21 protein-coding genes are annotated in these 22,745 nt (G+C 61.3%); 9 read left to right on the top strand and 12 right to left on the bottom strand.

What is annotated here, in order from left to right; all coding sequences use genetic code 11:
• Nucleotides 1–31: 31 nt before the first annotated feature.
• The 4 genes from R4P64_RS01405 to R4P64_RS01390 all read left to right on the top strand — a co-directional run bounded on the left by R4P64_RS01405 (nucleotide 32) and on the right by R4P64_RS01390 (nucleotide 3,740).
• Nucleotides 32–928 carry a class II glutamine amidotransferase gene (locus tag R4P64_RS01405; RefSeq protein WP_045065419.1) on the top strand — a complete coding sequence of 299 codons (897 nt, stop codon included), beginning with the start codon at nucleotides 32–34 and terminating at the stop codon, nucleotides 926–928.
• Nucleotides 916–1,641 carry a protein glxC gene (locus tag R4P64_RS01400; protein ID WP_092804473.1) on the top strand — a complete coding sequence of 242 codons (726 nt, stop codon included), beginning with the start codon at nucleotides 916–918 and terminating at the stop codon, nucleotides 1,639–1,641. The genes R4P64_RS01405 and R4P64_RS01400 overlap by 13 nt, the downstream gene beginning before the upstream one ends.
• A 25-nt stretch (nucleotides 1,642–1,666) precedes the next feature.
• Nucleotides 1,667–3,007, top strand: a complete 1,341-nt coding sequence (locus R4P64_RS01395; protein ID WP_317818962.1) for an FMN-binding glutamate synthase family protein — start codon at nucleotides 1,667–1,669, stop codon at nucleotides 3,005–3,007.
• A 70-nt stretch (nucleotides 3,008–3,077) separates the two neighbouring features.
• Complete coding sequence (locus R4P64_RS01390; RefSeq protein ID WP_045065415.1) at nucleotides 3,078–3,740, top strand: helix-turn-helix domain-containing protein; 663 nt, start codon at nucleotides 3,078–3,080, stop codon at nucleotides 3,738–3,740.
• Nucleotides 3,741–3,802: 62 nt separating this feature from the next.
• Here R4P64_RS01390 and R4P64_RS01385 read toward each other — a convergent pair whose 3' ends face one another.
• Nucleotides 3,803–5,164 carry an ammonium transporter gene (locus tag R4P64_RS01385; RefSeq protein ID WP_033233600.1) on the bottom strand — a complete coding sequence of 454 codons (1,362 nt, stop codon included), beginning with the start codon at nucleotides 5,162–5,164 and terminating at the stop codon, nucleotides 3,803–3,805.
• 281 nt (nucleotides 5,165–5,445) lie between these two features.
• Nucleotides 5,446–5,907, bottom strand: a complete 462-nt coding sequence (locus R4P64_RS01380) for an Hsp20/alpha crystallin family protein (RefSeq protein ID WP_033233599.1) — start codon at nucleotides 5,905–5,907, stop codon at nucleotides 5,446–5,448.
• Between the two features lie 197 nt (nucleotides 5,908–6,104).
• On the opposite strand from R4P64_RS01380, the gene R4P64_RS01375 reads away from it, so the two are divergent.
• The 3 genes from R4P64_RS01375 (at nucleotide 6,105) to R4P64_RS01365 (ending at nucleotide 8,775) form a co-directional block, all read left to right on the top strand.
• Nucleotides 6,105–7,082, top strand: coding sequence for a serine/threonine dehydratase (locus tag R4P64_RS01375; RefSeq protein WP_317818959.1), 978 nt, complete (start codon nucleotides 6,105–6,107; stop codon nucleotides 7,080–7,082).
• A 29-nt stretch (nucleotides 7,083–7,111) separates the two neighbouring features.
• On the top strand, nucleotides 7,112–7,495 hold the full coding sequence (locus tag R4P64_RS01370; protein WP_257013253.1) for a hypothetical protein: 384 nt from the start codon (nucleotides 7,112–7,114) through the stop codon (nucleotides 7,493–7,495).
• Between the two features lie 89 nt (nucleotides 7,496–7,584).
• A complete protein-coding gene (locus tag R4P64_RS01365) occupies nucleotides 7,585–8,775 on the top strand; it encodes an FAD-binding oxidoreductase (protein ID WP_317818958.1) in 1,191 nt (396 codons plus the stop codon).
• Here R4P64_RS01365 and R4P64_RS01360 read toward each other — a convergent pair.
• On the bottom strand, nucleotides 8,772–9,509 hold the full coding sequence (locus R4P64_RS01360; RefSeq protein ID WP_033233596.1) for an SDR family oxidoreductase: 738 nt from the start codon (nucleotides 9,507–9,509) through the stop codon (nucleotides 8,772–8,774). The genes R4P64_RS01365 and R4P64_RS01360 overlap by 4 nt on opposite strands.
• Nucleotides 9,506–10,210, bottom strand: coding sequence for a TetR/AcrR family transcriptional regulator (locus tag R4P64_RS01355; protein ID WP_172937062.1), 705 nt, complete (start codon nucleotides 10,208–10,210; stop codon nucleotides 9,506–9,508). Before R4P64_RS01355 ends, R4P64_RS01360 begins: the two co-directional genes overlap by 4 nt.
• Nucleotides 10,211–10,706: 496 nt before the next feature.
• Here R4P64_RS01355 and R4P64_RS01350 point away from each other — a divergent pair, with 496 nt between their 5' ends.
• Nucleotides 10,707–11,312, top strand: coding sequence for a pentapeptide repeat-containing protein (locus tag R4P64_RS01350; RefSeq protein WP_317818955.1), 606 nt, complete (start codon nucleotides 10,707–10,709; stop codon nucleotides 11,310–11,312).
• Nucleotides 11,313–11,337: 25 nt separating this feature from the next.
• Here R4P64_RS01350 and R4P64_RS01345 read toward each other — a convergent pair whose 3' ends face one another.
• Nucleotides 11,338–12,330, bottom strand: a complete 993-nt coding sequence (locus R4P64_RS01345) for a helix-turn-helix transcriptional regulator (RefSeq protein ID WP_317818953.1) — start codon at nucleotides 12,328–12,330, stop codon at nucleotides 11,338–11,340.
• A 103-nt stretch (nucleotides 12,331–12,433) separates the two neighbouring features.
• Here R4P64_RS01345 and R4P64_RS01340 point away from each other — a divergent pair, with 103 nt between their 5' ends.
• Nucleotides 12,434–12,901, top strand: coding sequence for a VOC family protein (locus tag R4P64_RS01340; RefSeq protein WP_317818951.1), 468 nt, complete (start codon nucleotides 12,434–12,436; stop codon nucleotides 12,899–12,901).
• Nucleotides 12,902–12,915: 14 nt separating this feature from the next.
• Here the strand turns inward: R4P64_RS01340 and R4P64_RS01335 are convergent, their stop codons facing one another.
• The 7 genes from R4P64_RS01335 to benC all read right to left on the bottom strand — a co-directional run bounded on the left by R4P64_RS01335 (nucleotide 12,916) and on the right by benC (nucleotide 22,726).
• Nucleotides 12,916–13,455 carry a hypothetical protein gene (locus R4P64_RS01335; RefSeq protein ID WP_317818949.1) on the bottom strand — a complete coding sequence of 180 codons (540 nt, stop codon included), beginning with the start codon at nucleotides 13,453–13,455 and terminating at the stop codon, nucleotides 12,916–12,918.
• A gap of 262 nt (nucleotides 13,456–13,717) precedes the next feature.
• On the bottom strand, nucleotides 13,718–14,962 hold the full coding sequence (gene aztD / locus R4P64_RS01330) for a zinc metallochaperone AztD (protein WP_317818947.1): 1,245 nt from the start codon (nucleotides 14,960–14,962) through the stop codon (nucleotides 13,718–13,720).
• A gap of 74 nt (nucleotides 14,963–15,036) precedes the next feature.
• The gene (locus R4P64_RS01325) at nucleotides 15,037–16,281 is read right to left on the bottom strand and encodes a benzoate/H(+) symporter BenE family transporter (protein WP_317818946.1); all 1,245 of its coding nucleotides are present in this window, start codon (nucleotides 16,279–16,281) and stop codon (nucleotides 15,037–15,039) included.
• Nucleotides 16,282–16,284: 3 nt separating this feature from the next.
• Nucleotides 16,285–18,987 (bottom strand): LuxR C-terminal-related transcriptional regulator, encoded by a 2,703-nt coding sequence (locus tag R4P64_RS01320; protein ID WP_317818945.1) that lies wholly within the window; start codon nucleotides 18,985–18,987, stop codon nucleotides 16,285–16,287.
• Nucleotides 18,984–20,369, bottom strand: coding sequence for an MFS transporter (locus R4P64_RS01315; RefSeq protein ID WP_033233588.1), 1,386 nt, complete (start codon nucleotides 20,367–20,369; stop codon nucleotides 18,984–18,986). Before R4P64_RS01315 ends, R4P64_RS01320 begins: the two co-directional genes overlap by 4 nt.
• 42 nt (nucleotides 20,370–20,411) lie before the next feature.
• The gene (locus tag R4P64_RS01310) at nucleotides 20,412–21,194 is read right to left on the bottom strand and encodes a 1,6-dihydroxycyclohexa-2,4-diene-1-carboxylate dehydrogenase (protein WP_317818944.1); all 783 of its coding nucleotides are present in this window, start codon (nucleotides 21,192–21,194) and stop codon (nucleotides 20,412–20,414) included.
• A complete protein-coding gene (gene benC, locus R4P64_RS01305) occupies nucleotides 21,191–22,726 on the bottom strand; it encodes a benzoate 1,2-dioxygenase electron transfer component BenC (RefSeq protein ID WP_317818943.1) in 1,536 nt (511 codons plus the stop codon). The genes R4P64_RS01310 and benC overlap by 4 nt, the downstream gene beginning before the upstream one ends.
• Nucleotides 22,727–22,745: the final 19 nt, after the last annotated feature.

The following is a 22,745-nucleotide window of genomic DNA, read 5'->3' as shown; positions in this document are numbered from 1 at the left end:
TATTCCTTCGCAAGAGACAAGGAGACTGCCCATGTGTGGCATTGTCGGGCTTCATCTGAGAGAGCCCTCGCTGTATCCCCGCCTCGGTGAACTGCTCACCGGAATGCTGGGCGAAATGGTGGATCGTGGACCGGATTCTGCCGGTATGGCGATCTACGGAGACCCGACGTGGTCACCGGCCGGGCACAGTTCGGTGTCGGTACTCGGTGCGGGATCAGACGCTGTGTTCTTGGCGGACAGTCTCACCGAGTCGGTGGGTGCTGCGGTGACCGTACTCGAGGCGGATCCCACCACCGTCATCCACGCCGCCGTTCCGACTGACGTTCTTCTGGCGGCAGTCCGTGAGACGCTCCCCGCAGCGGTGATCATCGGATTCGGTGAGGATGTCACCGTTCTGAAGGGAATGGGCAACCCGCTCGAGTTGGCGCGTGGATTCGGCTTGCCGTCGGCGTCGGGGTGGCAAGGTGTTGCGCATACCCGTATGGCAACGGAATCGGCTGTGACGGCGGCAGGTTCACATCCCTTCGCCGTCGGCCCGGACCAATGCCTCGTACATAACGGGTCGTTCTCCAATCACCTGACGATGAAACGTGAACTCGAATCGGAAGGTGTGGTCTTCGACAGTGAGAACGACACGGAGGTAGGTGCGAGGTTCGTAGCCAAGCAACTCTCCGAAGGTGTCGACCTCGAGAAGGCGCTCCGACTGTTGGGTGAGCGATTCGACGGGTTTTACACCCTGCTGGTCTCGACCAGTGATTCCTTTGCAGTAGTGCGTGATCCGATTGCCTGCAAGCCTGCGATCGTCGCCGAGACGGATCAGTACGTCGCGATGGCCTCCGAATACCGCGCACTCGCGGGATTGCCCGGAATCGACCAGGCACACATTTTCGAACCAGAGCCGGAAGAGGTTTACGTATGGCACCGATGACAGCAGTTCCGGTAGATTCCGCACCGGTCACGCTCTCTACCAAATCTTTTGATCTCGACATCACCGAAACCCGAGATTTCAACGCCGCACTTCAGTCCACCGAGGCTCCGAGCAGCGTGAGCGTGAGTCGTCCGGCCGGTAAGCATGCACTCGCGTGCGGATTGAATCAGCCGATAGACGTCACAATCGACGGGCACGTCGGCTACTACTGCGCCGGGATGAATCAGCAGGCCTCGGTGACCGTCAACGGAAACGCCGGTGTCGGAGTTGCCGAGAACATGATGTCGGGGACAGTGCGGATACGCGGCGACGCGTCGCAGTCCGCGGGTGCGACGGCCCACGGCGGACTGTTGGTGGTGGAAGGCAATGCTGCTGCGCGCTGCGGTATTTCGATGAAGGGTGTCGACATCGTGGTCGGTGGAAACATCGGACACATGAGCGCGTTCATGGGGCAGGCCGGTCGGCTGGTTGTTCTCGGAGATGCCGGTGAAGCGTTGGGAGATTCGCTGTACGAAGCTCGGATCTACGTTCGCGGAACCGTGGCGTCTCTCGGCGCCGACTGCATCAAGAAGGAGATGCGCCCCGAGCATCTCGTCGAGCTTCAGGAACTGCTGGGCGCAGCCGGATTCGACGCAGATCCACGTGAGTTCACCCGCTACGGCTCCGCCCGGTCGCTGTACAACTTCCACGTCGACAACGCTTCGGCGTACTGAATCTTTTTCTCCGAAGGAGCCTTCCATGACCACTCCGAGCACAACCACACCATGGCTTCGTGAATCCGCGACCTTCGACCGCGGGGTCATCCACGAGATCCAGAGGGCAGCAGATACCGGGATCTACGACATCCGCGGCTGGGGCGCAAAGCGAAAGCTGCCGCATTTCGACGATCTGCTGTTCCTCGGCGCGTCGATGTCGCGGTACCCGTTGGAAGGGTATCGCGAGAAGTGTGACACCGATGTGGTGCTCGGCGGCCGTCATGCGAAGTTTCCGCTGCACCTGGATATTCCGATCACGATTGCGGGGATGAGCTTCGGCGCATTGTCCGGCCAGGCCAAGGAAGCTCTGGGGCGCGGGGCCAGTGAAGTGGGCACATCCACAACTACCGGCGACGGCGGAATGACGCCGGAGGAGAGGGGGCAGTCCAAGAATCTGGTGTACCAGTACCTACCGTCGCGTTACGGCATGAACCCGGACGATCTTCGGAAGGCGGATGCCATCGAGATCGTGCTCGGTCAGGGCGCCAAGCCTGGCGGCGGCGGAATGCTGTTGGGACAGAAGATCACCGAGCGTGTTGCCGGAATGCGAACGCTGCCGATGGGGGTGGACCAGCGAAGCGCCTGCCGCCATCCGGACTGGACTGGCCCTGACGACTTGGCGATCAAGATCATCGAATTGCGTGAGATCACGGGTTGGGAGAAGCCGATCTACGTCAAGGTGGGCGCAACACGCACCTACTACGACGTGAAACTTGCCGTGAAAGCCGGCGCCGATGTCGTGGTGGTGGACGGTATGCAGGGTGGGACGGCTGCCACTCAGGACGTGTTCATCGAACACGTCGGAATTCCCACGCTGGCCGCGATTCCACAAGCAGTACAGGCGTTGCAGGAGATGGGCGTTCATCGTGGGAGCGGTGAAGGTTCGGTGCAGTTGATCGTCTCCGGCGGAATCCGAAGCGGCGCAGATGTTGCCAAGGCGATGGCGTTGGGCGCAGACGCTGTTGCCATCGGGACAGCGGCACTCATTGCGCTGGGCGACAACCACCCCCGGTTTGCGGAGCAGTACGCGGAGATCGGATCTGCTCCCGGGTTCTACGATGATTTTCAGGCGGGGCGTGATCCGGCCGGAATCACCACTCAGGATCCAGAGTTGGCAAAGAACCTCGATCCGGTTGACGCCGGTCGACGCCTCGCGAACTACTTGCGGGTTCTGACGATGGAAGCACAGACCCTGGCGCGGGCCTGCGGCAAATCGCACCTCCGCAATCTCGAACCGCAGGATCTGGTTGCGTTGACAGTGGAGGCCTCGGCAATGGCTCGGGTGCCGCTAGCCGGCACCACCTGGATCCCCGGGGCGATGTAACACGAATGTAAGCCACACAATCAGTGACGGCGCGTCTACTCCCAGTAGACGCGCCGTTAGGCTTGTGCCTATGACGACGTCGAAGCGCAGTGTCCACCGAGACACGGGAGACCCGGCACCGGAGCAGCGCGAAGTTCCTGCGGACACTCCGACCGGCCTCGACCTCGAGAAGGTGATCGCAGCCCAGGTGCGCAAGCTCCGGTTGGCCAGTGGTCTGTCGGTCGGGGACATGGCTACGAGAGTCGGGATCTCGAAGGCGATGCTGTCCAAGATCGAGAATGCCCAGACGTCTTGCAGCCTCTCCACCCTGGCCCGCCTCGCGGCCGGTCTCGACGTGCCGGTCACCTCTCTCTTCCGCGGAGCCGATGCCAAGCGGGACGCGGTCTTCGTCGAAGCCGGCCACGGTGCGGAGATCGTCGGCCGCGGCACCCGGGTCGGGCACCATTACGAACTGCTCGGTGCGTTGCGCGGGCAGAACAAACGACTCGAACCCGTTCTTGTCACGTTGACCGACGCCAGTGAAGTGTTTCCGCTCTTTCAGCATCCCGGTACCGAACTGCTGTACATGCTCGAAGGTGAAATGATCTACGGCCATGGCGACTCGGAGTATCACTTGCGTCCAGGAGACTCGCTCCTGCTCGACGGTGAGGGGCTGCACGGACCGAACGAGTTGGTGCAGTTGCCTATTCGCTTCCTGGCAGTGACTGCCTACCCTGACAATCACCAAGGCTGAACAGCAGTGTGCCCCTGCGCTCGATGTCGAGAGCAGGGGCACACTTCGGGACGTCTGCGAGACTACGAACTGCTTTCTACTGCGGTTGCAGCTTTGGTGGTCATGGATTCGGCGGCAACAGATACCGCGTCGGGTTGGTGCTTCGTGGAACTGGTCATCGAGACGGAATCCATGACGTACGCGGTTTCGCCGTGAACAGCCACGTCGAGGCCCTCGTACTCGGTTTCCGGGTTGACACGTAGGCCCATCGCGAGGTCGATGCCCTTTGCGATGATGAACGTGACGATAAACGAGTAGGCGACCACAGCGGCCACTGCCACGCTCTGCTTGCCCAGTAGCTCGAGGCCACCCCCGTAGAACAGTCCCTGAGCGCCGCTGGGCGCCTCGGGTACGGCGAGCAAACCGACAAGCAGAGTGCCGAGGATGCCACCGACGAGGTGGATCCCGACCACGTCGAGTGCGTCGTCGTAGCCGAGCTTGAACTTGAACGAAATGGCGAAGCAGCACAACGCGCCTGCTGCTGCACCGACGATCAACGCACCCATCGGTGAGACTGCACCACACGCAGGGGTGATGGCGACCAGAGCCGCGATCAGCCCGGAAGCAGCGCCGAGCGTCGTAGCATGACCCTCGCGGAACTTTTCGACGACGAGCCAGGCACAGATGCCGGCACACGCGGCGGCGACGGTATTCAAGATGACTACCGACGCATTGTTGTTGGCAGCCAGTGCAGAACCGCCGTTGAACCCGAACCAGCCGAAGAACAGGATGCCGGCGCCGAGGATGGTCAGTGGAACGCTGTGCGGCCGTGGCGCGTTCGGGAATGTACGACGCTTACCGAGTACCAGGATCACCGCGAGTGCGGCGATACCGGCATTGATGTGCACAGCGGTTCCACCCGCGAAGTCCACTGCGGCAAGTTTATTGGCGATCCAGCCGCCGACGACGCTGCCGTCGGCGGAGTCGAAGGCAAATACCCAATGCGCAACCGGGAAGTACACGAGAGTGGCCCAGATCCCGGCAAAGATCATCCAGGCGCCGAACTTGAGGCGGTCGGCAAACGCTCCTGAGATCAGTGCGACGGTGATGCCGGCGAACAGAAGCTGGAATCCTGCCACCAATGCGGGCGGCAGTGCGGGTTCGGCGGGTGCTTCGAGAAGCTGCCCCAAACCGATGTATTCGAGTGGGTCGCCGAGTAATCCGAGTCCGCCCAGTGAATTGCCGAGGACTGCGGAGTATCCGAAAATGATCCAGAGAACGCCGACAACGGCAAAGCCGCCGAAGGTCATCATGACCATATTGAGAGTGCTTCGGACACTGACCATTCCGCCGTAGAACAGAGCCAGTCCGGGAACCATGAGAGATACGGCAGTGAATGCAGCCAAGATCCACGCGGTATCTGCGGCAATGATTGCCTGATCCATATGTGTCCACCTTGTTGAGTCCGGAGTGATCGCCGTTCGAATGCGACGTGTGTTCGGCGATGTGTCTTATGCGGTGAATCACCGTCACCCGAGAGTGGACTGGTTGTGTAAGGCCTGCAAGTGGGGCAGGTGAACACTGTGTAAATGCCGGTGCGAAGGGGCATCGGTATCGGTGCTGCACAAAGAGATGGTGACCACCGAATGGCGATCACCATCAAAGACATCGTATTCGGACCCTGGACCTCGCCTCCTTCTACCGTGTACGACGTGCGGGTAGTTGATCAACGATTGGAGTCGTGCTCACGCGTTGGGTTGATCATCGTCTGTTCGGAATCTCCTGCTCGGCTGATTTCGATGCGTCGAGGCTTTGCCTGCTCGGCAATCGGAATCGTGACGGACAGAACGCCGTTGTTGTACGTCGCGGAAATTCGGTCGGCATCGATGTTCTCTCCGAGTGCCAGTTGCCGCCGGTAGCTCCCGGCGAACCTCTCCGAAGCGAGCCACTGCATGTTTTCGTCCGACGATGCAGTACGCGTGGCAGAGAGCGTCAGCATTCCGTGATCGACACTCACGTCGACGGTTCCTGGATCTACTCCGGGAAGATCGGCGTTGAGTACGTAGTGATCGTTGACCCGGTAGAGGTCCATCGGCATGAAACGAGGAACTCGGCCGGCGCCTACGTCTGCGCCGAGCAGCGACTTCGCGATCGAATCGATATCACTGAACGGATCGAAGCGAAGCACAGCAACTCACCTCCCATGTTTCCCATGGTCGCAGTCCCTGTGACAGCAACCGAAATCACTGTGCACCAGCAAGATTAGCACTCGAAGTAGTCGAGTGCCAGACACGTGAGGTCGGCTACTCCAGTGACGTGTGTGGCCCAGCGTGGTCCATGTGGCAGGTGGTCGGTAAAGCGGGTGCCGATCCGTAAGGTTGCCTTATGACTCCTCGCACCGAGAACATCACGGGACCAGTAGCCCTGACGAGCGCTGACGTCGAGGCCGCCCGCGAGCGGATCGACGGGTTGGCTCGACGGACTCCGATCTTTCGCACCACGGTCCCGACACCGCACGGAGACGTTGCGGTCCTGTTCAAGCTCGAGTACCTCCAATACGGTGGGTCGTTCAAGGTGCGCGGCAGTTTCAACGCGATCGAGCGGGCAGCTGCTGACGGCACGATGCCCAGTGCGGGGGTGGTGATCGCGTCGGGTGGAAACGCGGCTATCGGAGCTGCATGGGCGTCGCGTCGCCGGGGGTTGGGGTGCACCGTGGTCGTGCCGGAAACTGCGCCCGATGCAAAAGTTGCGGCGCTCGGCGCGTTGGGGGCAACGGTCGAAAAGGTGGGCGATCGGTATGTTCTCGCGGCAGCAGCAGCGTCCGAGATTGCCTTGTCGAGCGGAGCTTTGGAGCTACACGCCTACGATCTTCCCGACATTGTGGCTGGTGCCGGAACCATCGCGCTCGAGGTCGCGGAGGAAGCGAGCGGGCCGATAACGTACTGCATCGCTGTGGGCGGCGGTGGACTGGTCTCGGGGATCGCCGCCGCAGCGCGGCCAGAGGATCGAGTTGTTGCGGTAGAGCCGATCGGTGCCGCCACGTTGCATGCTGCGCTGGAAGCCGGACACCCTGTTGATATCGAGTTGGACAGCATTGCATCCGATTCTCTCGGAGCGTCCCGCGTAGGCGCAATAGCCTGGGCGACCGTCACCGACAACGCGGTAGACAGTGTTGTCGTAGATGATGATTCGATCGTTCGGGCTAGATCTTTTCTGTGGCGCGAGTTTCGGATACTCGTGGAGTTGGGTACCGCCGCAGCGCTGGTTCCGGTGTTGGACGGCACGGTTTCACCGCCGCGAGACGGTGAGCTGTGTGTCGTTCTGTGTGGCGCCAACGTAAGTCTGGGGGACATGGGCGTGTGAGAAATCTGCTGGTGGGTACTGCTTTCAGTATGAGTACCAGCAGTGTTATCTGGACAATTGTAGTTGTGGTCGTTGTGATTGTGGTCGTTGCGCTTCTGGTGTGGACGGCTCGCAACAAACGTAACGAGCGGCGCCACCTCGAGGCCGAGGCGATTCGCAAGGACGTGGCGGAGTCGTCGTTCGAAGTAGGCCAGCGTGAGGCCAGGGCCAAGGAAAGTGAGGCGAAGGCTCGCATGGTGCAAGCCGAGGCCGATGCCAAAGCTGCGGAAGCATCTGCCCTGCAACAGCATGCGGCGCAGCATCGGCGGGACGTAGCAAGCTCGAAGGATGAGTTGAACGAGAAGCGGGATCAGGCGGACACCATCGATCCGGCCACGCCGAACCCGGAGAAGCCACAACCGAAGAACGAGTGAGTCTGCGAAGTTTTACTTCGCCGTCACACTCTTGGTTTCATTTTATGAAACACTGTCTCTTGTTGAGAAACTCGAGACAGGAGTAAGTGATGGCGGAGCATGCGCGGATAGTGATCGTGGGAGGTGGCCTCGAGGGCCTTGCGATTGCGTGGTCGCTTGCGCTGCGGGGCGAGTCGGATGTAGTTGTGCTCGAGCGTAATACGATGTGCTCGGGGATGACGGGCAAATCGAGTGGAATTGTTCGCTGCCACTACGGGGTCCCGTCGCTGGCGGCGATGGCCTGGCATGGGGTCCAGGTCTTTTCGGATGCAGAACAGGTACTCGGCACCGATATCGGCTTCCGTCAGACCGGTTACATAGTCGGGGTTGGCGGCAACAACACAGAACCCTTGTTGGCAAATGTCGAGATGCATCGTGCTCTGGGTGTGCCCGTCGACCTCATCGACGCCGACGCCGTTCGAGCATTCTGGCCGGGCATCAACCTGGACGACTTCGCGGCCTTTGCCTACGAACCTTTGGGTGGGCACGGCGATGCGTACATGACGGGGATGGCATACGGCACGAAAGCGCGCGAACTCGGCGTGACAGTTCGTCAATCGACCGAAGTGACAACACTTCTGACGCGAGAGGATGGATCCGTCTACGGCGTCACACTTGCCGACGGCGCCGAGATCCATGCGGATACTGTTGTTCTTGCTACCGGCGTATGGTCACCCGCGTTGGCCGCGACGGTCGGAGTCGACATCCCGATCAAGGTGCAGTGGGAGCAATTGCTGCTCGTTGATCAGGGGGAACCTACCCCGCTCGTGCCCACCTTCTCGGATCTGGTGAACCTGCAGTACATCCGGCGCGAACCCAACGCAGACCTGTTGGTAGGCAACAGTGATCACTCTGCGCCTGAGTTTGCCGACCCGGACAGCTACCTGAACCGGGCAGGGGATGCATTTGTGGAGACCGCGATCGGCAAGCTCGAGCGTCTGCTGCCGTCGATGCCGGATCCACGTTTGGCGTCGTCGTATGCGGGTTGTTACGACATCACTCCGGACTACAACCCGATCATCGGCCCGTCACCTGTCGACGGACTTTTCCTCGCAGTCGGTTTCAGCGGACACGGATACAAGATTTCCCCGGCTGTCGGACGGCTGGTTGCCGATCTGATTCTCGACGGCATCAGTAGTGATTCGGCCGTGGACGGCAACGATTTCCGATTCAGCAGATTTGCCGAGGGAAAGCCTCTCGTCAGCCTTAATCCATACGTGGGAGCGGGGGAGATGCGCTAGACGACGCCGCCGTTGACGTAGATCACCTGACCGTTGACCCACCGCGCCGGGCCGGCGAGAAACGAGACTGCCTCCGCGATGTCGAGCGGAGTTCCGAGCCGTTCGAGGGGCGCCATCTTCGACAGGTTCTCCACTGTCGCTTCGTCTTTCCCGTCCAGAAACAGGTCGGTGGCGGTGGGGCCTGGAGCCACGGCGTTGACTGTGATGTCGCGTCCCCGTAGCTCTTTCGCAAGAACTAGCGTGATCGCGTCCACTGCGCCTTTGGTGGCCGCGTACGCAGCGTAGGTCGGGAAGGCCAGCTTCTTCACGGAGGTGGAGAAGTTGATGATGGCACCGCCGCTGCGCACCCGCCTCGCGGCTTGTTGATCGACAACAAACGTGCCCCGAACATTGGTGCGGTGCATCCGGTCGAAGTCGTCGAAGTTCAATTCGGCGACGGTCGAGAGAATCATGATTCCGGCTGCGTGGACAACAACGTCGATGCCTCCGAACTCCTGCTCGACCGTGTCGAACAGTGCGGCTACTTCACCTTCGTCTGCGACATCGGCGTGCACCGCGATGGCGTGCCCGCCCGCTGCGACGATGGTGTCGACTGTTTCCTGGGCGCGTTGAAGATTTCCCGAATAGTGAACGGCGACAGCCATTCCATCGGCCGCGAGCTTCTCTGCAGTCGCTCGGCCGATGCCGCCGGACGCTCCGGTGACGATGGCGACGCGGGTGGTGGTGTCAGTCATGATGTAACTCCTGAAGTGGGTTCGGGGGCGTCGGACAGCTTGCGGAGCCACTCGCGCAGCAGTCCAACCTCGTTGGTGGAGAGGGAAGTTGAATCTGCCGTAGCGAGTTGGGTCTCCAGGGTGGATGCGACGGTGTTGAGCGAGGCGTCCTGCGGGGTGCCGGATTCGTCGATGATGGATGCGAGGATTCCGTCGCGAACACGCCCCGACAGTGTCGGGTCGGGATACTGCTGCGGTCTCACGACGAGCATCAGTGCGACGCCCGCATTGGCGGACATCACCATCTGTGTTGCCACGTCGACGGATACGGTCAGAAGACCTGCGGCAGCGCAGCGTTCGAGAACGGATCGAAGTAGCGCCTGGGCTTGCATGGCGGTGTCAGCGCTCTGTGTGGATGGTGAATGCAACAACCGGTAGTGCGCAGGATGCGCGAGCGCGAACGCCGTGTGCGCGTCCCAGCCTGCACGTAGATCGGCTACCGGATCTGCGGAGGGGATCGCAGCGCGTTTGCCTGCGAGGTACTCGGAGAACCCGGCTTCGACGACGGCTGCGAGCAGGCCGTCTTTGTCGCCGAACTGGCGGTAGAGCGCGGGCGCGCCGACGCCGGCTCTCTCGCAGACGGCGCGGGTGGAGATGTCGCCGTCCGGAGAGGAGTTGAGTAACTCGGTTGCCGCTGCCAGTATCTTCGCTCTCGAGCTCATGAAATCAACGATAACAGAATATGGTTAGCAGTGGTACGTTGTCGTTCGGTTGCTCGACCTGTCGCGGACTCGTCGTGCCCGAACTGGTACTTTGTTTGCAGTGATAAACAAAACTTGTCTGTGATCCAGACCCGTCGCGATGATTGTGTGCCGCGCCTGCGCGCGGTGGTGATTCCGTGTGTCCCGAGAGGGAACCCGACCTCGGGTTCCCGCCTCCTGTCCTGCATTGGAATCCCCACTTTGGAGCTCATTCATCATGTCATCGACACACTCATCTGTTCGGCGCGAGGATCTGCGCGCCGACTGCAGTAACTGTTTTTCCTTGTGCTGCACGGCCTTCGGGTTCTCGCGATCGGTAGATTTTGCCGAGGACAAGCCCGCGGGTTCTCCGTGCCGGCACCTCGGCTCGAATTTCTCCTGCACTGTCCATGAAGGACTTCGATCCCGGGGGTTCCGCGGCTGCACGGTCTTCGACTGCTTCGGCGCGGGACAGGTTGTGTCGCAGCAGTTGTTCTCCGGCGTCAGCTGGCGCGAGCGTCCTGATGCGCAGCAACACATGTTCTCCGCCTTCAAGATCGTCAAACAGTTGCACGAGATGCTGTGGTACCTGTTCGAGGCGCAGGAACGCACCTATGACCCGGACGCTGCGCACGAAGCTCGCGAACTCGCATCCACCATTGCCGCACTGATCCGCGGCGGACAGGCCGAACTGTTCTCGACTGACATCGGCGCATTACATTCTGTGGTCAGGGCAGTGCTGATGGAGATCAGTGCGGAAGTTCGGGCTTCCTACTTTGCCGAAGTTGATCAGTTGGACTCGAGCATCGCCGCCGAAGCGGACCTTGCTGGATCGGACCTGCGCGCACACAGATTGTGTGGGGCCGATCTGCGCGGAGCTTGCTTGATCGCCGCGGATCTGAGGGGAAGTGACCTCACAGCGGTAGATCTGCTCGGGGCGGATCTGCGTGATGCCAGGTTGGATGGCGCGGATCTCTCGGCCGCGTTGTTCGTCACACAGCCCCAGGTGAACGCAGCCAGAGGTAACGGTGACACATGTTTGCCCGCCGGTGTTGCAGCCCCGCCACATTGGCTTGTTCGCTAGCGGGACCTGTCGCCGGGGAGAGCATCTAATTCGCAGCGGTCGCGGCGTTGCGGGCGGCGAGTTGCGCAAAGGCGCCGGTCAGTTCTGCTGGTCCGACGACATCGATGTCGGTGTCGAATCGGTTGAGAGATGCTGCGAGAGCCACCCAGGACCATGATCCGGCTTCGAGACTGCACCGGTCGGGGCCAAGATCTTCGACGATGCCGTCCCCGGCAAAGGGGAGAACGTAACTGGCCGGCCGATGGAGAATGACCTTGCCATGGCAAGGCCACTTGTTGGTTTTTTCCGAGCCTTTGAAGCGCCCGGACACGTATTCGGTTACGTCGCCGCCGGGGATCTCCCTCGGCGTGAAACGGGGGCCGTTCGGGGTGCGCGGGGCGATTCGATCGGCGCGGAAGATTCGCCATTCGTCTCTCTCGAGATCCCACGCGACGAGGTACCAGCGACGATTGGAGGTCACGAGATGATGCGGCTCCACCCGGCGTGGGGGCGCTGGTTCGCCGTTATCGGTTGAACTGTCGGCCGGGCGGTCGCTCGCATAATCGAAACGGAGCACTTCGAGAGCGCGGATCGCTGTGGACATCGCAACGAGTACCTCCGGTGACACGGAGTCGGACGCCGTGTCACCGGGGCCGGCCGAAATCGCAGTGAATGCGAGAGCGTCGAGTCGATGGCGCAGACGCGACGGCATCACTTGCCGCACGGTGGTCAGAGCACGAACTGCACCCTCTTCGATTCCGACGCCGGTCATGGTCGCCGTCTGCAGGGCAACAGCCAACGCGATGACTTGATCGTCGTCGAACAGGAGGGGAGGCAGCTCACTACCCGCATCGAGTCGGTATCCGCCGTCCGGGCCCATGGTTGCCGCAATGTTGTAGCCCATTTCCCGCAGCCGGTCGATGTCGCGGCGGACCGTGCGGTGACTGACGTCGAGTCGCTCGGCGAGAAGGACGCCCGGCCAGTCGCGCCTGGTCTGCAAGAGAGACAGGAGATTCAACAGCCGGGAGGTGGTCGCCATCTCTGGAGATTAGTTGGAGTCTAGGACAAAAGCAGTCCTATATGCCTGTGAGAGTTGGTGTTGTCCAGGAGAAACCCGGGCGACGTTCTTACTAGGAGCAGCCATGAGCATCAAGACAACGACCCACCTCAACTTCCGCGGCGATGCCCGCGCGGCCCTGGAGTTTTATCAGTCCGTCTTCGGTGGACAGGTCACGATTGCAACCTACGGAGACTTCGGGATGCCCAAGGATGTACCTGGCGCGGAGAACGTCGTCTTCGGCCAGGTCGAAACCACAGACGGATTTTGCGTGATGGCGTACGACATCCCCGGGCAGTCGGGCGGTTCGGTGGGAAATGCCGGCTCGACGCACCGCGAGAACGGCACCACGATCACCGAACAGCCGTTCTTCGTCTCCGTTCGCGGGGAGACCCTCGAAGAGGTGCAGAATTACTGGGCCAAGCTCTCGGCCGGCGCATCCATCGTCGAGGGCCTCGCCGCGGCAGCGTGGAGCCCCGGTTTCGGCATGCTCACCGATGCTTTCGGGGTGACCTGGATCCTCGACGTCTCCGCCGCGGAAAGCCCGGCGTAGTCACTCCTCGTGCTTCAGAGTGGGATCGGAGGGAGTGGTTCGATGTCGTAAGTGCGCGGTCCGAACAAGCTCAAAGCTCGATCGCGGATGGACGGAAGTGCTTCTGAGAGACTGTCGCCGAGTCGGTGGAGAGAGTTGAGTGAGCGTGATTCCCAGACTGGGAACTCCCCGTCGGTGCCGCGCGATGTTGTATCCCACAGCAGAGCGTCGCCGTTCTCGCTCAATCCGAATACGTGCAGCGAGGCGGGGAGCGACCAATCGCCGTCGGGTTCGACCATCCAATCGAACTCCTCGCTGTGGCCCTCTCGGTAGACGGAATGGAGGTGCGCGGTGAGATACCCTGCGCGCCCTTGCCAGCCATCGGCAAATCCGGGATGCACGGGCGGGTAGATGAGCCAGAGTCCGAAGGACCGCGCCCAACCTGCATGCCGGATAAATGCACGATGTGAAGCGGGGAAGCCGTCCCCATCCGGGAAACGAAAGGAATCCAAAACGGCGAAATCAATGTGTTCGAGCGTTGGTGGGCCGTCCACCGTCAATCCATGTGTGAGCACGTCCTCGACACTAACAATCCCGTCGCGATTCGAGGCTTCCCCTGCGGTCCTGTCGTCGGTAACTTTCTGAAGAAGAGGAATCAAATGGATCTGGACTGTTCATCTTCGGTTGCTGAAATCTGAATAACCTGCCGACCGCTGCATTCGCCGGTGGCTTCGGTGTAAATGTGGCTGGTGGTCGACATGCCGTTCGGAATCCGTACTCGTAAGACGGCTTCGGCCCCCACCTCGGTGCGAGACGGGGGCACAAGCGAAATCCGAATCAGCCAGTGACACCGGTCAATTCGTTCGGGGTGTGATCGAGTGTGGTTTCGGTCAGGATGCTGCCGTCTTCGAGATCGACGGCGATCAGCTTCTTCGACGCGGGGTCGGTGACGTAGGCCGTGTGGTCCAGTGTGAAGAGGGTGGGCCTGGGCTCCTGCCATTCGGTGGGTTCGGTCCACTCGCCGATGACGGCAATCTTCTTGGTCACTGCGCCGGTGTTCGGGTCGATGACGTGGATAGCGCCGTCGGTCCCGAGAACAAGTGCCTCGCCGTGCGGTCCGCGACCGAGTGATCGGAAGGTGTAACTGGTCCCGAGATCAACGAGCTTCAGTTCCGATGTACTGGTATTGGTGAGTGAGATTCGCTGTGGCCGTTCGAGTTCGGCGTCCGGATCTGTTTTGTAGTCACCGAGTACGATCTCGGAGTCTTCGGAGCCGGCCTGGTTTCCGATGCGTCCGTATGGATCCGGGCTCTGGACCTTGGTGATCGCGCCGTTCTTGTACACGAGCAGGCCGTCCTGGCAGCCCAGCACGATCGTTTCATCTGCTGCGACTGCCTCGCCGTGAACGCCCGGGCACTGCTCGTTGCGCATTACCTCTTTGCGATCGGCGTCGAGTACTGCAATTCCGTTGCGAGACTCGGAGTTTCCGATGGTGGTCAACAGGCTTCCATCGGCGAGTGCGACAGCCACCCCGTGATGCGCCTGCGGGGTTGTGTACGTCTCGACGCGCGGCTGCCGCTTGGCCAGCTGAACTGGATCGAATATTTCGACCAGGCCGGATCCGTCGTTGAAGAGGACAGTTTTTCCGGCATGTCGCACAACGTGTCCGGGCTCGTTGGCCGCGAACTCGACATCTGACATCGCGGGATCGGCTGTGTAGTAATGGGAATGGTCACCGTGGGCCGAGGACCATGTACCGGTGTCGAGAACCTTGAACGCTTCGCCGGCGGAGATCATGACGTGCCGACCGTCGCCGGCCGGGTTGAGTCGTGTGAAGCCGTCGATATCGGTTTCGCCGACGACGTCGAGGGAGGTTGCATCCAGTACCAGGACGCCGCCGTCGTAGGAGATGGCGAGACGTGGTGTTGCCGAAGCCTGTTCGTTCGGTGCCGACGACGCGGCGGTGGTTGTTGCCTCCGCCGCGTCCGTGGTGTCAGAGGAACATCCTGTGACGAGGGCGAGTGAGAGGCCCACTGATGTGGCAAGAGTGAGGCGCCGCGATACGCGGGTGTTGAGGTGCATGGGTATAGATCTACTGCTTAATGTAAATGATTGTCAAAGTCGCGTATGCGAATATTCGCATGTCAGGGCAGTCTTCACGAGTAGTCAGAGCGCTCGAGGATGCGTGAGGCGATCACTCCCAGTACTAGTCCCCAGAATGCGCCACCGATATTGAACAGTTCGACGTCGGAGATAGTCACGAGGAACGCGATCAACGCGCCGAAGGTGAATCGCGAACCGAATGCAGTGACGAAGGCGCCTTGCAGTGCCTTCAGCATTGCCAATCCGCCCAGTGTCACGATGAACGCAGCGGGCGTGCCCAGCATCATCGACACGAAGGTCGGGGCAAAAAGGCCGAAGACAACCGCGAGCACGCCGCAGAAAATGCCGGCGGTGTACTGCCTTGTTCGTTCGCCGGACGCTGACAAGAGAGCGTTGGTGGGCCCGGTCAGGCAGGTTGATACGCATCCCACCGCCGCGTTGACGAGTGAGAACACGCCACACGCAATCGTTGCGCTGCCGATCGGCGGTTGATGGCCGGCCGCTCGGAGGACGGCGATCCCTTGGCCGTTCTGCACAACGACCACGGTGATCGCCAGCGGCACAACAAGTTCGATCATTGCCTGCCACGACCATGCCGGTGTGGACAGCACTGGGTGCGCAAACCATTCGTGATCGCCGCCGGTAGGTGCGAACCGTCCGGTCGCGAGAACGACCACCACCCCGACAATCAAGGCACCGAGAACGGGAGGGATATACCTTCCCAGTTTCGCGAAGGCGCTGAGTGCAACAAAGGTGACGATCATCGGCAGTGCAATGGCGGCGTCGTGGGCGGGCGCCTCTACCAGGTCGGTACCGAAGTGAAGGAAAACGCCTGCCACCATTGCCATGACGATGGGCATGGGGAGTGCATTCATGATCGGTGTGATCCACCCCGTCAATCCCAGCAGCAAGATCAGAACGCCCGTTGCAAAGAATGCTCCGATCGCCTGCTCCCACGGAAGATGATGCAGGGACGCGCCGACGACGACGGTTCCGGGAATCGTCCAGAAAAACGCCAGTGGTTGCCGGTACAGCCAGGACGCGGTGATCGTCAAGATTCCGTTGACGAAGAAGGCGCCGAAAATCCAAGAGGCCAATTGTGATTGGCTCAGCCCGCCGGCCAAGCCGGCAGCAAGGATGACCGCTACTGGGCCGGTGGCAGAGAAGACAATCCCGATAACTGCGTTTGCGCCGTATGTTCCGCCGAAGTCTCGCAAAACGCGCCGAGGACTGTAGAGAGGTTGGGGTAGCGGCTCGGTGATGACACGAGTGGGTGCAATTGTCGAGGTATTCGACATGTTTCAGGTCTCCTGGTGTGGATCGCCAAGTTCGCGTTCACGAAAGAGCGCCGCAAGTTCGCTACGAGAGCGCAGTCCGAGCTTTGCGTACGCACGAGTGAGGTGATACTGGATTGTCTTGACAGAGAGAAACAATTCGCCCGCAGCTTCCTTGTTGGACTTGCCGGCAGCGACAAGATCCGCAACGGCTCGCTCTTGTGGGGTCAGATCGGTGATTCCCTTGTCCATACGTGAAAGGTTCAACCCGCCGGCGCGCAGCTCACGCTCACAACGCTCGACGTATGTCGCTGCGCCCAGCGCGTAGTAGAGCTCGCGTGCGTCCCTCAGTACGACGTCTGCCTCTGCGCGTTTGCCGGCTCTCCGGAGAGTTTGGCCGTAGGCAAAATTGATTCGGGCACGGTCGTAGGGGAGTGGCAGGTCCTCGAGGCTGAGAAGCGCGTCGTCGAAACAGTTTCTGGCGGCGTCGAGTTCGCTTCGGGCTCCATGGATTCTGCCACGAACATATCCAAGACGTGCTGTGGCAGAACGGTGCCCGCGAATGCGTGCTGTCTTCTCGTGTGGTTGGAGGAAGGCATCGGCGTCGTCGACCCGACCGACCATCACGAGAGCATTCGCATAGAGATCGACCCACGGCCAGAACCCGGGTTCGTCGAGCCACTGTTGTGACGTGCTCGAGGTCAGGGGCGTCAGCGCTGCCAGTACATCGGCGTAGTCGGCCGCAGCTTCGGAGAATTGTGCCCGGGCGAGAAGCGAAGGCACGTACATGATTTCGTAGGAATGTGCACCAACATGCGCGCGGCGCACGTGATTGCGGGCCAGGTCCCAGTTTCCGCGAAGCGCGTGAATCTGTGCCCCGGACCAATGCACCAACGGTCGGACGATGTCGATTTCGAAACGATCGACTTGCGCGGCGGCACTGTCGATCGTCGACAATGCGTCGTCCCACGCCCCCAAGGCGAACTGTGTGCGGGCAAGCCAGGCCTGCGCCCACAGCGAGATACGCGCCGAGCCGCTGGAAAATTCAGTGGACACTGCGCTTTCGAGATCGCGACGGGCCGCCTCGGGATGATCCACTGCCAGCTCGAGCCAACCGCGGCCCATCTGGAATCGCTGAGCTTGAGCGCCGGGCCGGATGCGGTCCGACAGTTCTTCGTAGGCCGCGAGCGCCTGTTCGGTGTGTCCGGTGGCACCCAGTCCGAGGCCCTTTATCGCTTCGGACTCCACTGCGGCAGGATCTGACGGACCGACCAATTCGACTGCGCGGTCGACCCACTGGACCAAAGCGGCGCCGTCGAGTCTGGCCAGAGAATGCAGGACCATTCGCTGGGCGATCATTGCCGCGACTGCGGGATCGAGATCCGCAGGGCAACTGCTCCAAGCGCGAGTCAGTAGGTCAGCAGCTTCGGTTGGGCGTCCCCGGTGAATCGCGAGGTATCCGAGGACGGCGTCGCGCAGCGGTCCGCGCGTAATACTCTCGATTTCGGGAACGAAGTCCATGGCGTGTGGAATGTCGCCAGCACCGGTCAGCGCGTCAATTCCCCTCAGTAGTCGAGTCTCGTGGTCGCTTCTGCTGGTGGTGAGACGGCTGGCGGTGACCATTGCGTCGGCCACCTCGGACCACGCGCCGTCGGCTGCCCGGAGTTCAGCGTAGGTCACCAGTTCTGAGGCCAGTGCTTCGTCGTGCGTCGTAGCGGCGGCAGCCAGATGGAACAACCGCTCGCCGTCTCCCCAGGCGATCTCGGCTGCGCGACAATGCAGTTGGTGCAGTCGGGTAGGTCCTAAGGTGGCGCTCACGGCAGCCGCAACCATCTTTCCTCGAACGGATACTTCGGTGCTGCCGCGCTGCTCGTGCACGGTGAGAAGACCGCAGCCAAAGGCGTTGTCCAGCGCGCTGACGATGTCGTCGACTTCGGCTAGTTGAGCGAGGTGCGACAACGTCGTGCTGCGCCCGAGGATCGCGGCGGCTTCGACCAAAGTGCGTGCACCCTCGGAGCACAGCGCAAGTGTGCCTGCGATCGACGCTGCGCGATAGCGGGGAACAGGCAAGGTGCGGTGCCACTGAGTCCAATACGTCGGCGGCAATTCGTCGAGTAGCGAGACGACGTCGAGTGTGTTGCCCGCTGTGAACTCCTGAAGTTGGAGCGCGACGCCGGAACTGAGATCAATTCCGTTGCGAACCCGGGCGATGTCGATGACGGCAGCGGCGTCGAGGGCGCTGATGTGCAGTCGCTGCGACCAGTGAAGTTCGAGAATGCGCCGGACCTCGGCGTTGATGTGCGGTGAATCCTCGACGACGAGCACAACCAAGAGTTGCGCGCCCCGACCTCGATGGAGCGCTGAAGTAATCGCCTGAAGTGAGCCGACATCGCTGTGGTGGGCGTCGTCGACGACAACCATGGTCAACTGGTCAGTGCTGTCGAGAATCTCTTGGGCAATGACGACGGGATCGTGGACCGACACCGGATGGTCGAGTAGTTGTGTGACGACCCCGAACGGCGTCTGAGACTCCCACTCCAATCCGCGAGCGGATCGAAGAGTGTGCTGCGCCGATATTTCGGAGAACCGGCTGACCAGAGTGGACTTGCCACTGCCCGCATCGCCCTCTACGAGAACGAGGGACGGAGTGCCTGCCTTCGCCGCAGCCAATGCCTGGCCGAGAACGCTCAGTTCGCGTTCTCGGCCCACCAGCACGTCCCGAAGTGTCACCTGACTACCGTAACGCCGGGCTCACCGCGAGATTCGTTTTCCGATCGGACCTCTGCGGCAGGAGTTGCGGCAGTATCGAGATCTGGGGCCTGCTTAGGTACGAAGAAGGTCACGATGGAGCCAAGCACGGCGATACCGGCAAACACGTAGAACGCGGACTCGGAACTGATACCGGCACTGATCAAGCTTCCACCGATCAGCGGGCCGAAGATGCCGCCGAGACGGCCGAAGCCTGCGCACCACGCGACGCCGGCCGCTCGGGCCGCCGTCGAATAGTAGTTGGAGACAAATCCGTAGATGAGCACCTGAGTTCCGATTGTGCCGACCCCGGCGATCGCAACAGATGCGAGAAGGACGGGTAGCGGGAAGCCGAACGTGAACAGCAGGAGTGCTAATGCGGCCAAACCGAAAGTGGTTGCGACAACCCGCTGGGGCCCGGTGATGTCGGCGATCCGCGACGCCAGTAGTCCGCCGATGATCGCGCCGCCGTTGAGGACCAGCAGGAACGAGAGTGAACCCTTGGCGTTGTATCCGGCGTTCTCCATGATTTTGGGCAGCCAGGTGTTCAGTCCGTAGGTCAGAAGAAGACCGGCAAAACTCATGAGGCCCAGTAGTGCTGTGCCCCAAACATATTGCTTGCTGGCCAAGGCTCGGAAGCCGACTCGCTCTGCGGGCGAATCGGCGGGGCTAGTGGCGATAACGGGCAGGGGAATTCCGGTTTTCGAGGAAATTGCCCGAGCTTCGTCACTCCGACCGCGGGCGACGAGCCACGCGGGAGATTCGGGAAGTTTGAACCACGCAAGCGGAAACAGGATGATCAACGGAAGTGCGCCGATGAGAAAGAGTCCCCGCCATCCAATGGAATCACGAAGAATGATTGCCAGGATCGACGCCATGACGCCGCCGGCCGGGACGCCGCTGTACACGATGGCGTTGAACAGATTTCGACGCCCTGGCGGGGCGAACTCGGCGATCATTGCTCCGGCAGTGGCAACCAGTCCGCCGACGCCGATGCCGGTGAAGAATCGCAGGAGCCCGAAGGTGGTGATGCTGGTCGCAAACGCCGCCAGCGCCATGCCGACCGAGAACCAGACGATGTTGATCAGCATCATCTTTCGGCGTCCGAAGTAGTCACCGATTGCGCCGCACGTCAACGCACCCACCATGACTCCGACAAGGGCGTACGAGCCCAATGCTCCAGCTTGAGAGGCAGAAAGCACTCCGATGTGGCCGGGATCGTCCATCAGGACGGGCAGAATCGTGCCGTATACGACGAGGTCGTATCCGTCGAACAAGATGGCGATGGCTGCGATGGTGACTACCCACAGCACTGAAGAGCGATGGCGGGCGCTGGCCCAGGAACCGCGTTCGATCGAGGACATGACAAATCTCCGTTCGAGAGATCAGGAATTGGGGTGACTCGCTCAGCCGAGGTCGCCGCCGGCAACGGGAAGGACCGTTCCGGTGACGTACGACGCCTCATCGGAGGCAAGGAAGGTTATGGCGGCAGTTTGTTCGTCGAGGGTGCCGTAACGCTTGAGTAGTGACGAGTCGACGGTCTGGTCGACGATCTGTTGGTACCAGAGTTTCTCTTCGTCGGTCTGTGCACCGGGGCCGCGGGCCACGACGCGAGGTGGCGCTTCCGTTCCACCGGGAGCTGTTGCCACGACTCGTATTCCGTACTGCGCGACTTCCATCGCCAGTGCCGCGGTGATGGCGCTGACTCCGCCCTTGGCCGCAGCGTATGGAACACGGTTGACGCCCCGGGTAGCGACTGAGGAGACGTTGACGATGGTTCCGCTCGCCCGTTCGATCAAGTGGGGTAGCAATGCTCGGCTCGTCCACAGGGTGGGGAACAACGAACGTGTGACTTCGGCGTGGATCTGCTCCGGGGTGTAGTGCTCGTATGGTTTTGCCCAGATTGTGCCGCCGACATTGTTGACCAGTACGTCGATGTGTCCGAAGTGTCTCAGCGCGGAATCTATTGCGTGCTGGGCACCTTCGAAGGTCTCGAGATCCGCGGTCACCGAATGGGAACGATCCATCGGTGCCGCAATCTCGTGGACCAGCTCTGCTCGGTCCACGAGAACAACGGAACCGCCTTCGGCGGAGATTCTTTCGGCTACGCTGCGCCCGATCCCCTGGGCCGCTCCGGTGACGACAACGACCCGATCGTCGAACCGGCCGGAGAAGTAACGTGCGTTCACGACGCCACACTGACCCGAGCGTCGGTGATGGCACGTCGCATCGTCGACTTCGCGTGTTTGCTGTGCTGAACGATCAGCTCACGGGCCGCGGCGCGATCATTCTGCTCGAATGCGCGCACAATGCGTGAGTGATCCTCTGCGACATGTTCGTCCACCCAGTCCGCGGTCCGGAGTACTCGGTTCATCAGCTGCGTGACCTCGAGACGTTGGTAGGCCTGCAGCAGTATGTCGTTGCCGGTGCAGCGGAAGAGGAAGTCGTGGAAGAGGGCGTTGGTTTCGGTGAATGCCGCTGCGTCCGTGAAGTGGTCGCGGTCGATGGAGGTTGCCGAGTTCTCCGCCAGAATGCGGTACTCCGTCAACTGTGCCGGAGTAAGGCGCCCGATCGTGAGTTCCAATGCGCCGAGTTCGAGCGCCATCCGGGCGTCGAACTGTGCGTCCGATTCCGCGACAGGCAGGTGTTCTTCACCGATCTCGTACGTGTCGGCTGCCGTTTCTTCGATCGAGCTTGCCGGTGAATCAGCCGGGGTCGCCGCGCTGTTGAACTTCTCGAAGTAGAAGTTCGTGGGTGTGATCGACACGTTCTTGAAGTGCTGGCGAACGGCTTCGACCATCGGCGGCGGGCCGCACAGGTAGACGTCGACGTCTCCGCCGTCGAGATGACCCGGTTCGATCAAGCTCGTGACGTACCCCTTGTTGGGTGCTGTGCTGTTGGGGTCGGATACGCAGTAGTCGAAGGTGAACTGCGGCAACGATGCTGCGTACGCACTCAGCTTCTCCAGTTCGACCAGATCGAGGTCTGAGTTCACACCGTAAATCAAGTGAACGGGTCGAGTCACACCGTCGGTCTGCATTTTCTCCAGGATCGAGAGCAGTGGCGCCAAACCGGTTCCCCCGGCGAGCAGGAGTGCGCGTCGCTGCCCGCTACGCAGGAAGAAACTGCCCATCGGGCCGGTCAATTCCAGTGTGTCACCGACCTGCGCTTGCAGACTGAGATAGTCGGACATCAGCCCGCCCGGCGTGATCTTGACCAGAAACGACGCCGACTCGACGTCGGGGCCGGTGCTGAACGAGTACGAGCGTGTTGCTTCGGTTCCCGGAACGAGGATGTTCACGTACTGACCGGGAAGGAAGACCAGATCTGCGCGATTGTCGACCGCGACGGTGAAGCCGACAGTCGAATCCGAGTGGCGAACGATCTCGGTGATGGTGGACGTGTACGAACCGGCAGCAGTCTTGGCCACGGCGGAGGTGGTGGGGATCTGCAGTACGAGGTCGGATTCCGGCACCATCTGGCACGGCAGGCAGTATCCCTGCTCGGCCTCGCCGTCCGTGAGTGCCTCCTCGATGTAGTCGCCGGCGTCGAAAGTGCCTGACTCGCACAGTGACTTGCACGTGCCGCAGGCTCCGTCGCGGCAGTCGAGGGGGATGTTGATCCGGGCGCGGTAGGAGGCGTCGGCGACAGTTTCGTCGGTGTTGCATTCGACGAAGCGGGTGATGCCATCCTCGAAACTCAATGCTATTTGAAAGGTCATGGGGAACAGCTCGATTCGA

This window comes from Rhodococcus sp. IEGM 1366, from assembly GCF_033142425.1.
Classification (GTDB): domain Bacteria; phylum Actinomycetota; class Actinomycetes; order Mycobacteriales; family Mycobacteriaceae; genus Rhodococcus_F; species Rhodococcus_F globerula.
The sequence above is the reverse complement of the archived record's forward strand: the minus strand, read 5'-3'. Positions and strand labels throughout refer to the sequence as shown.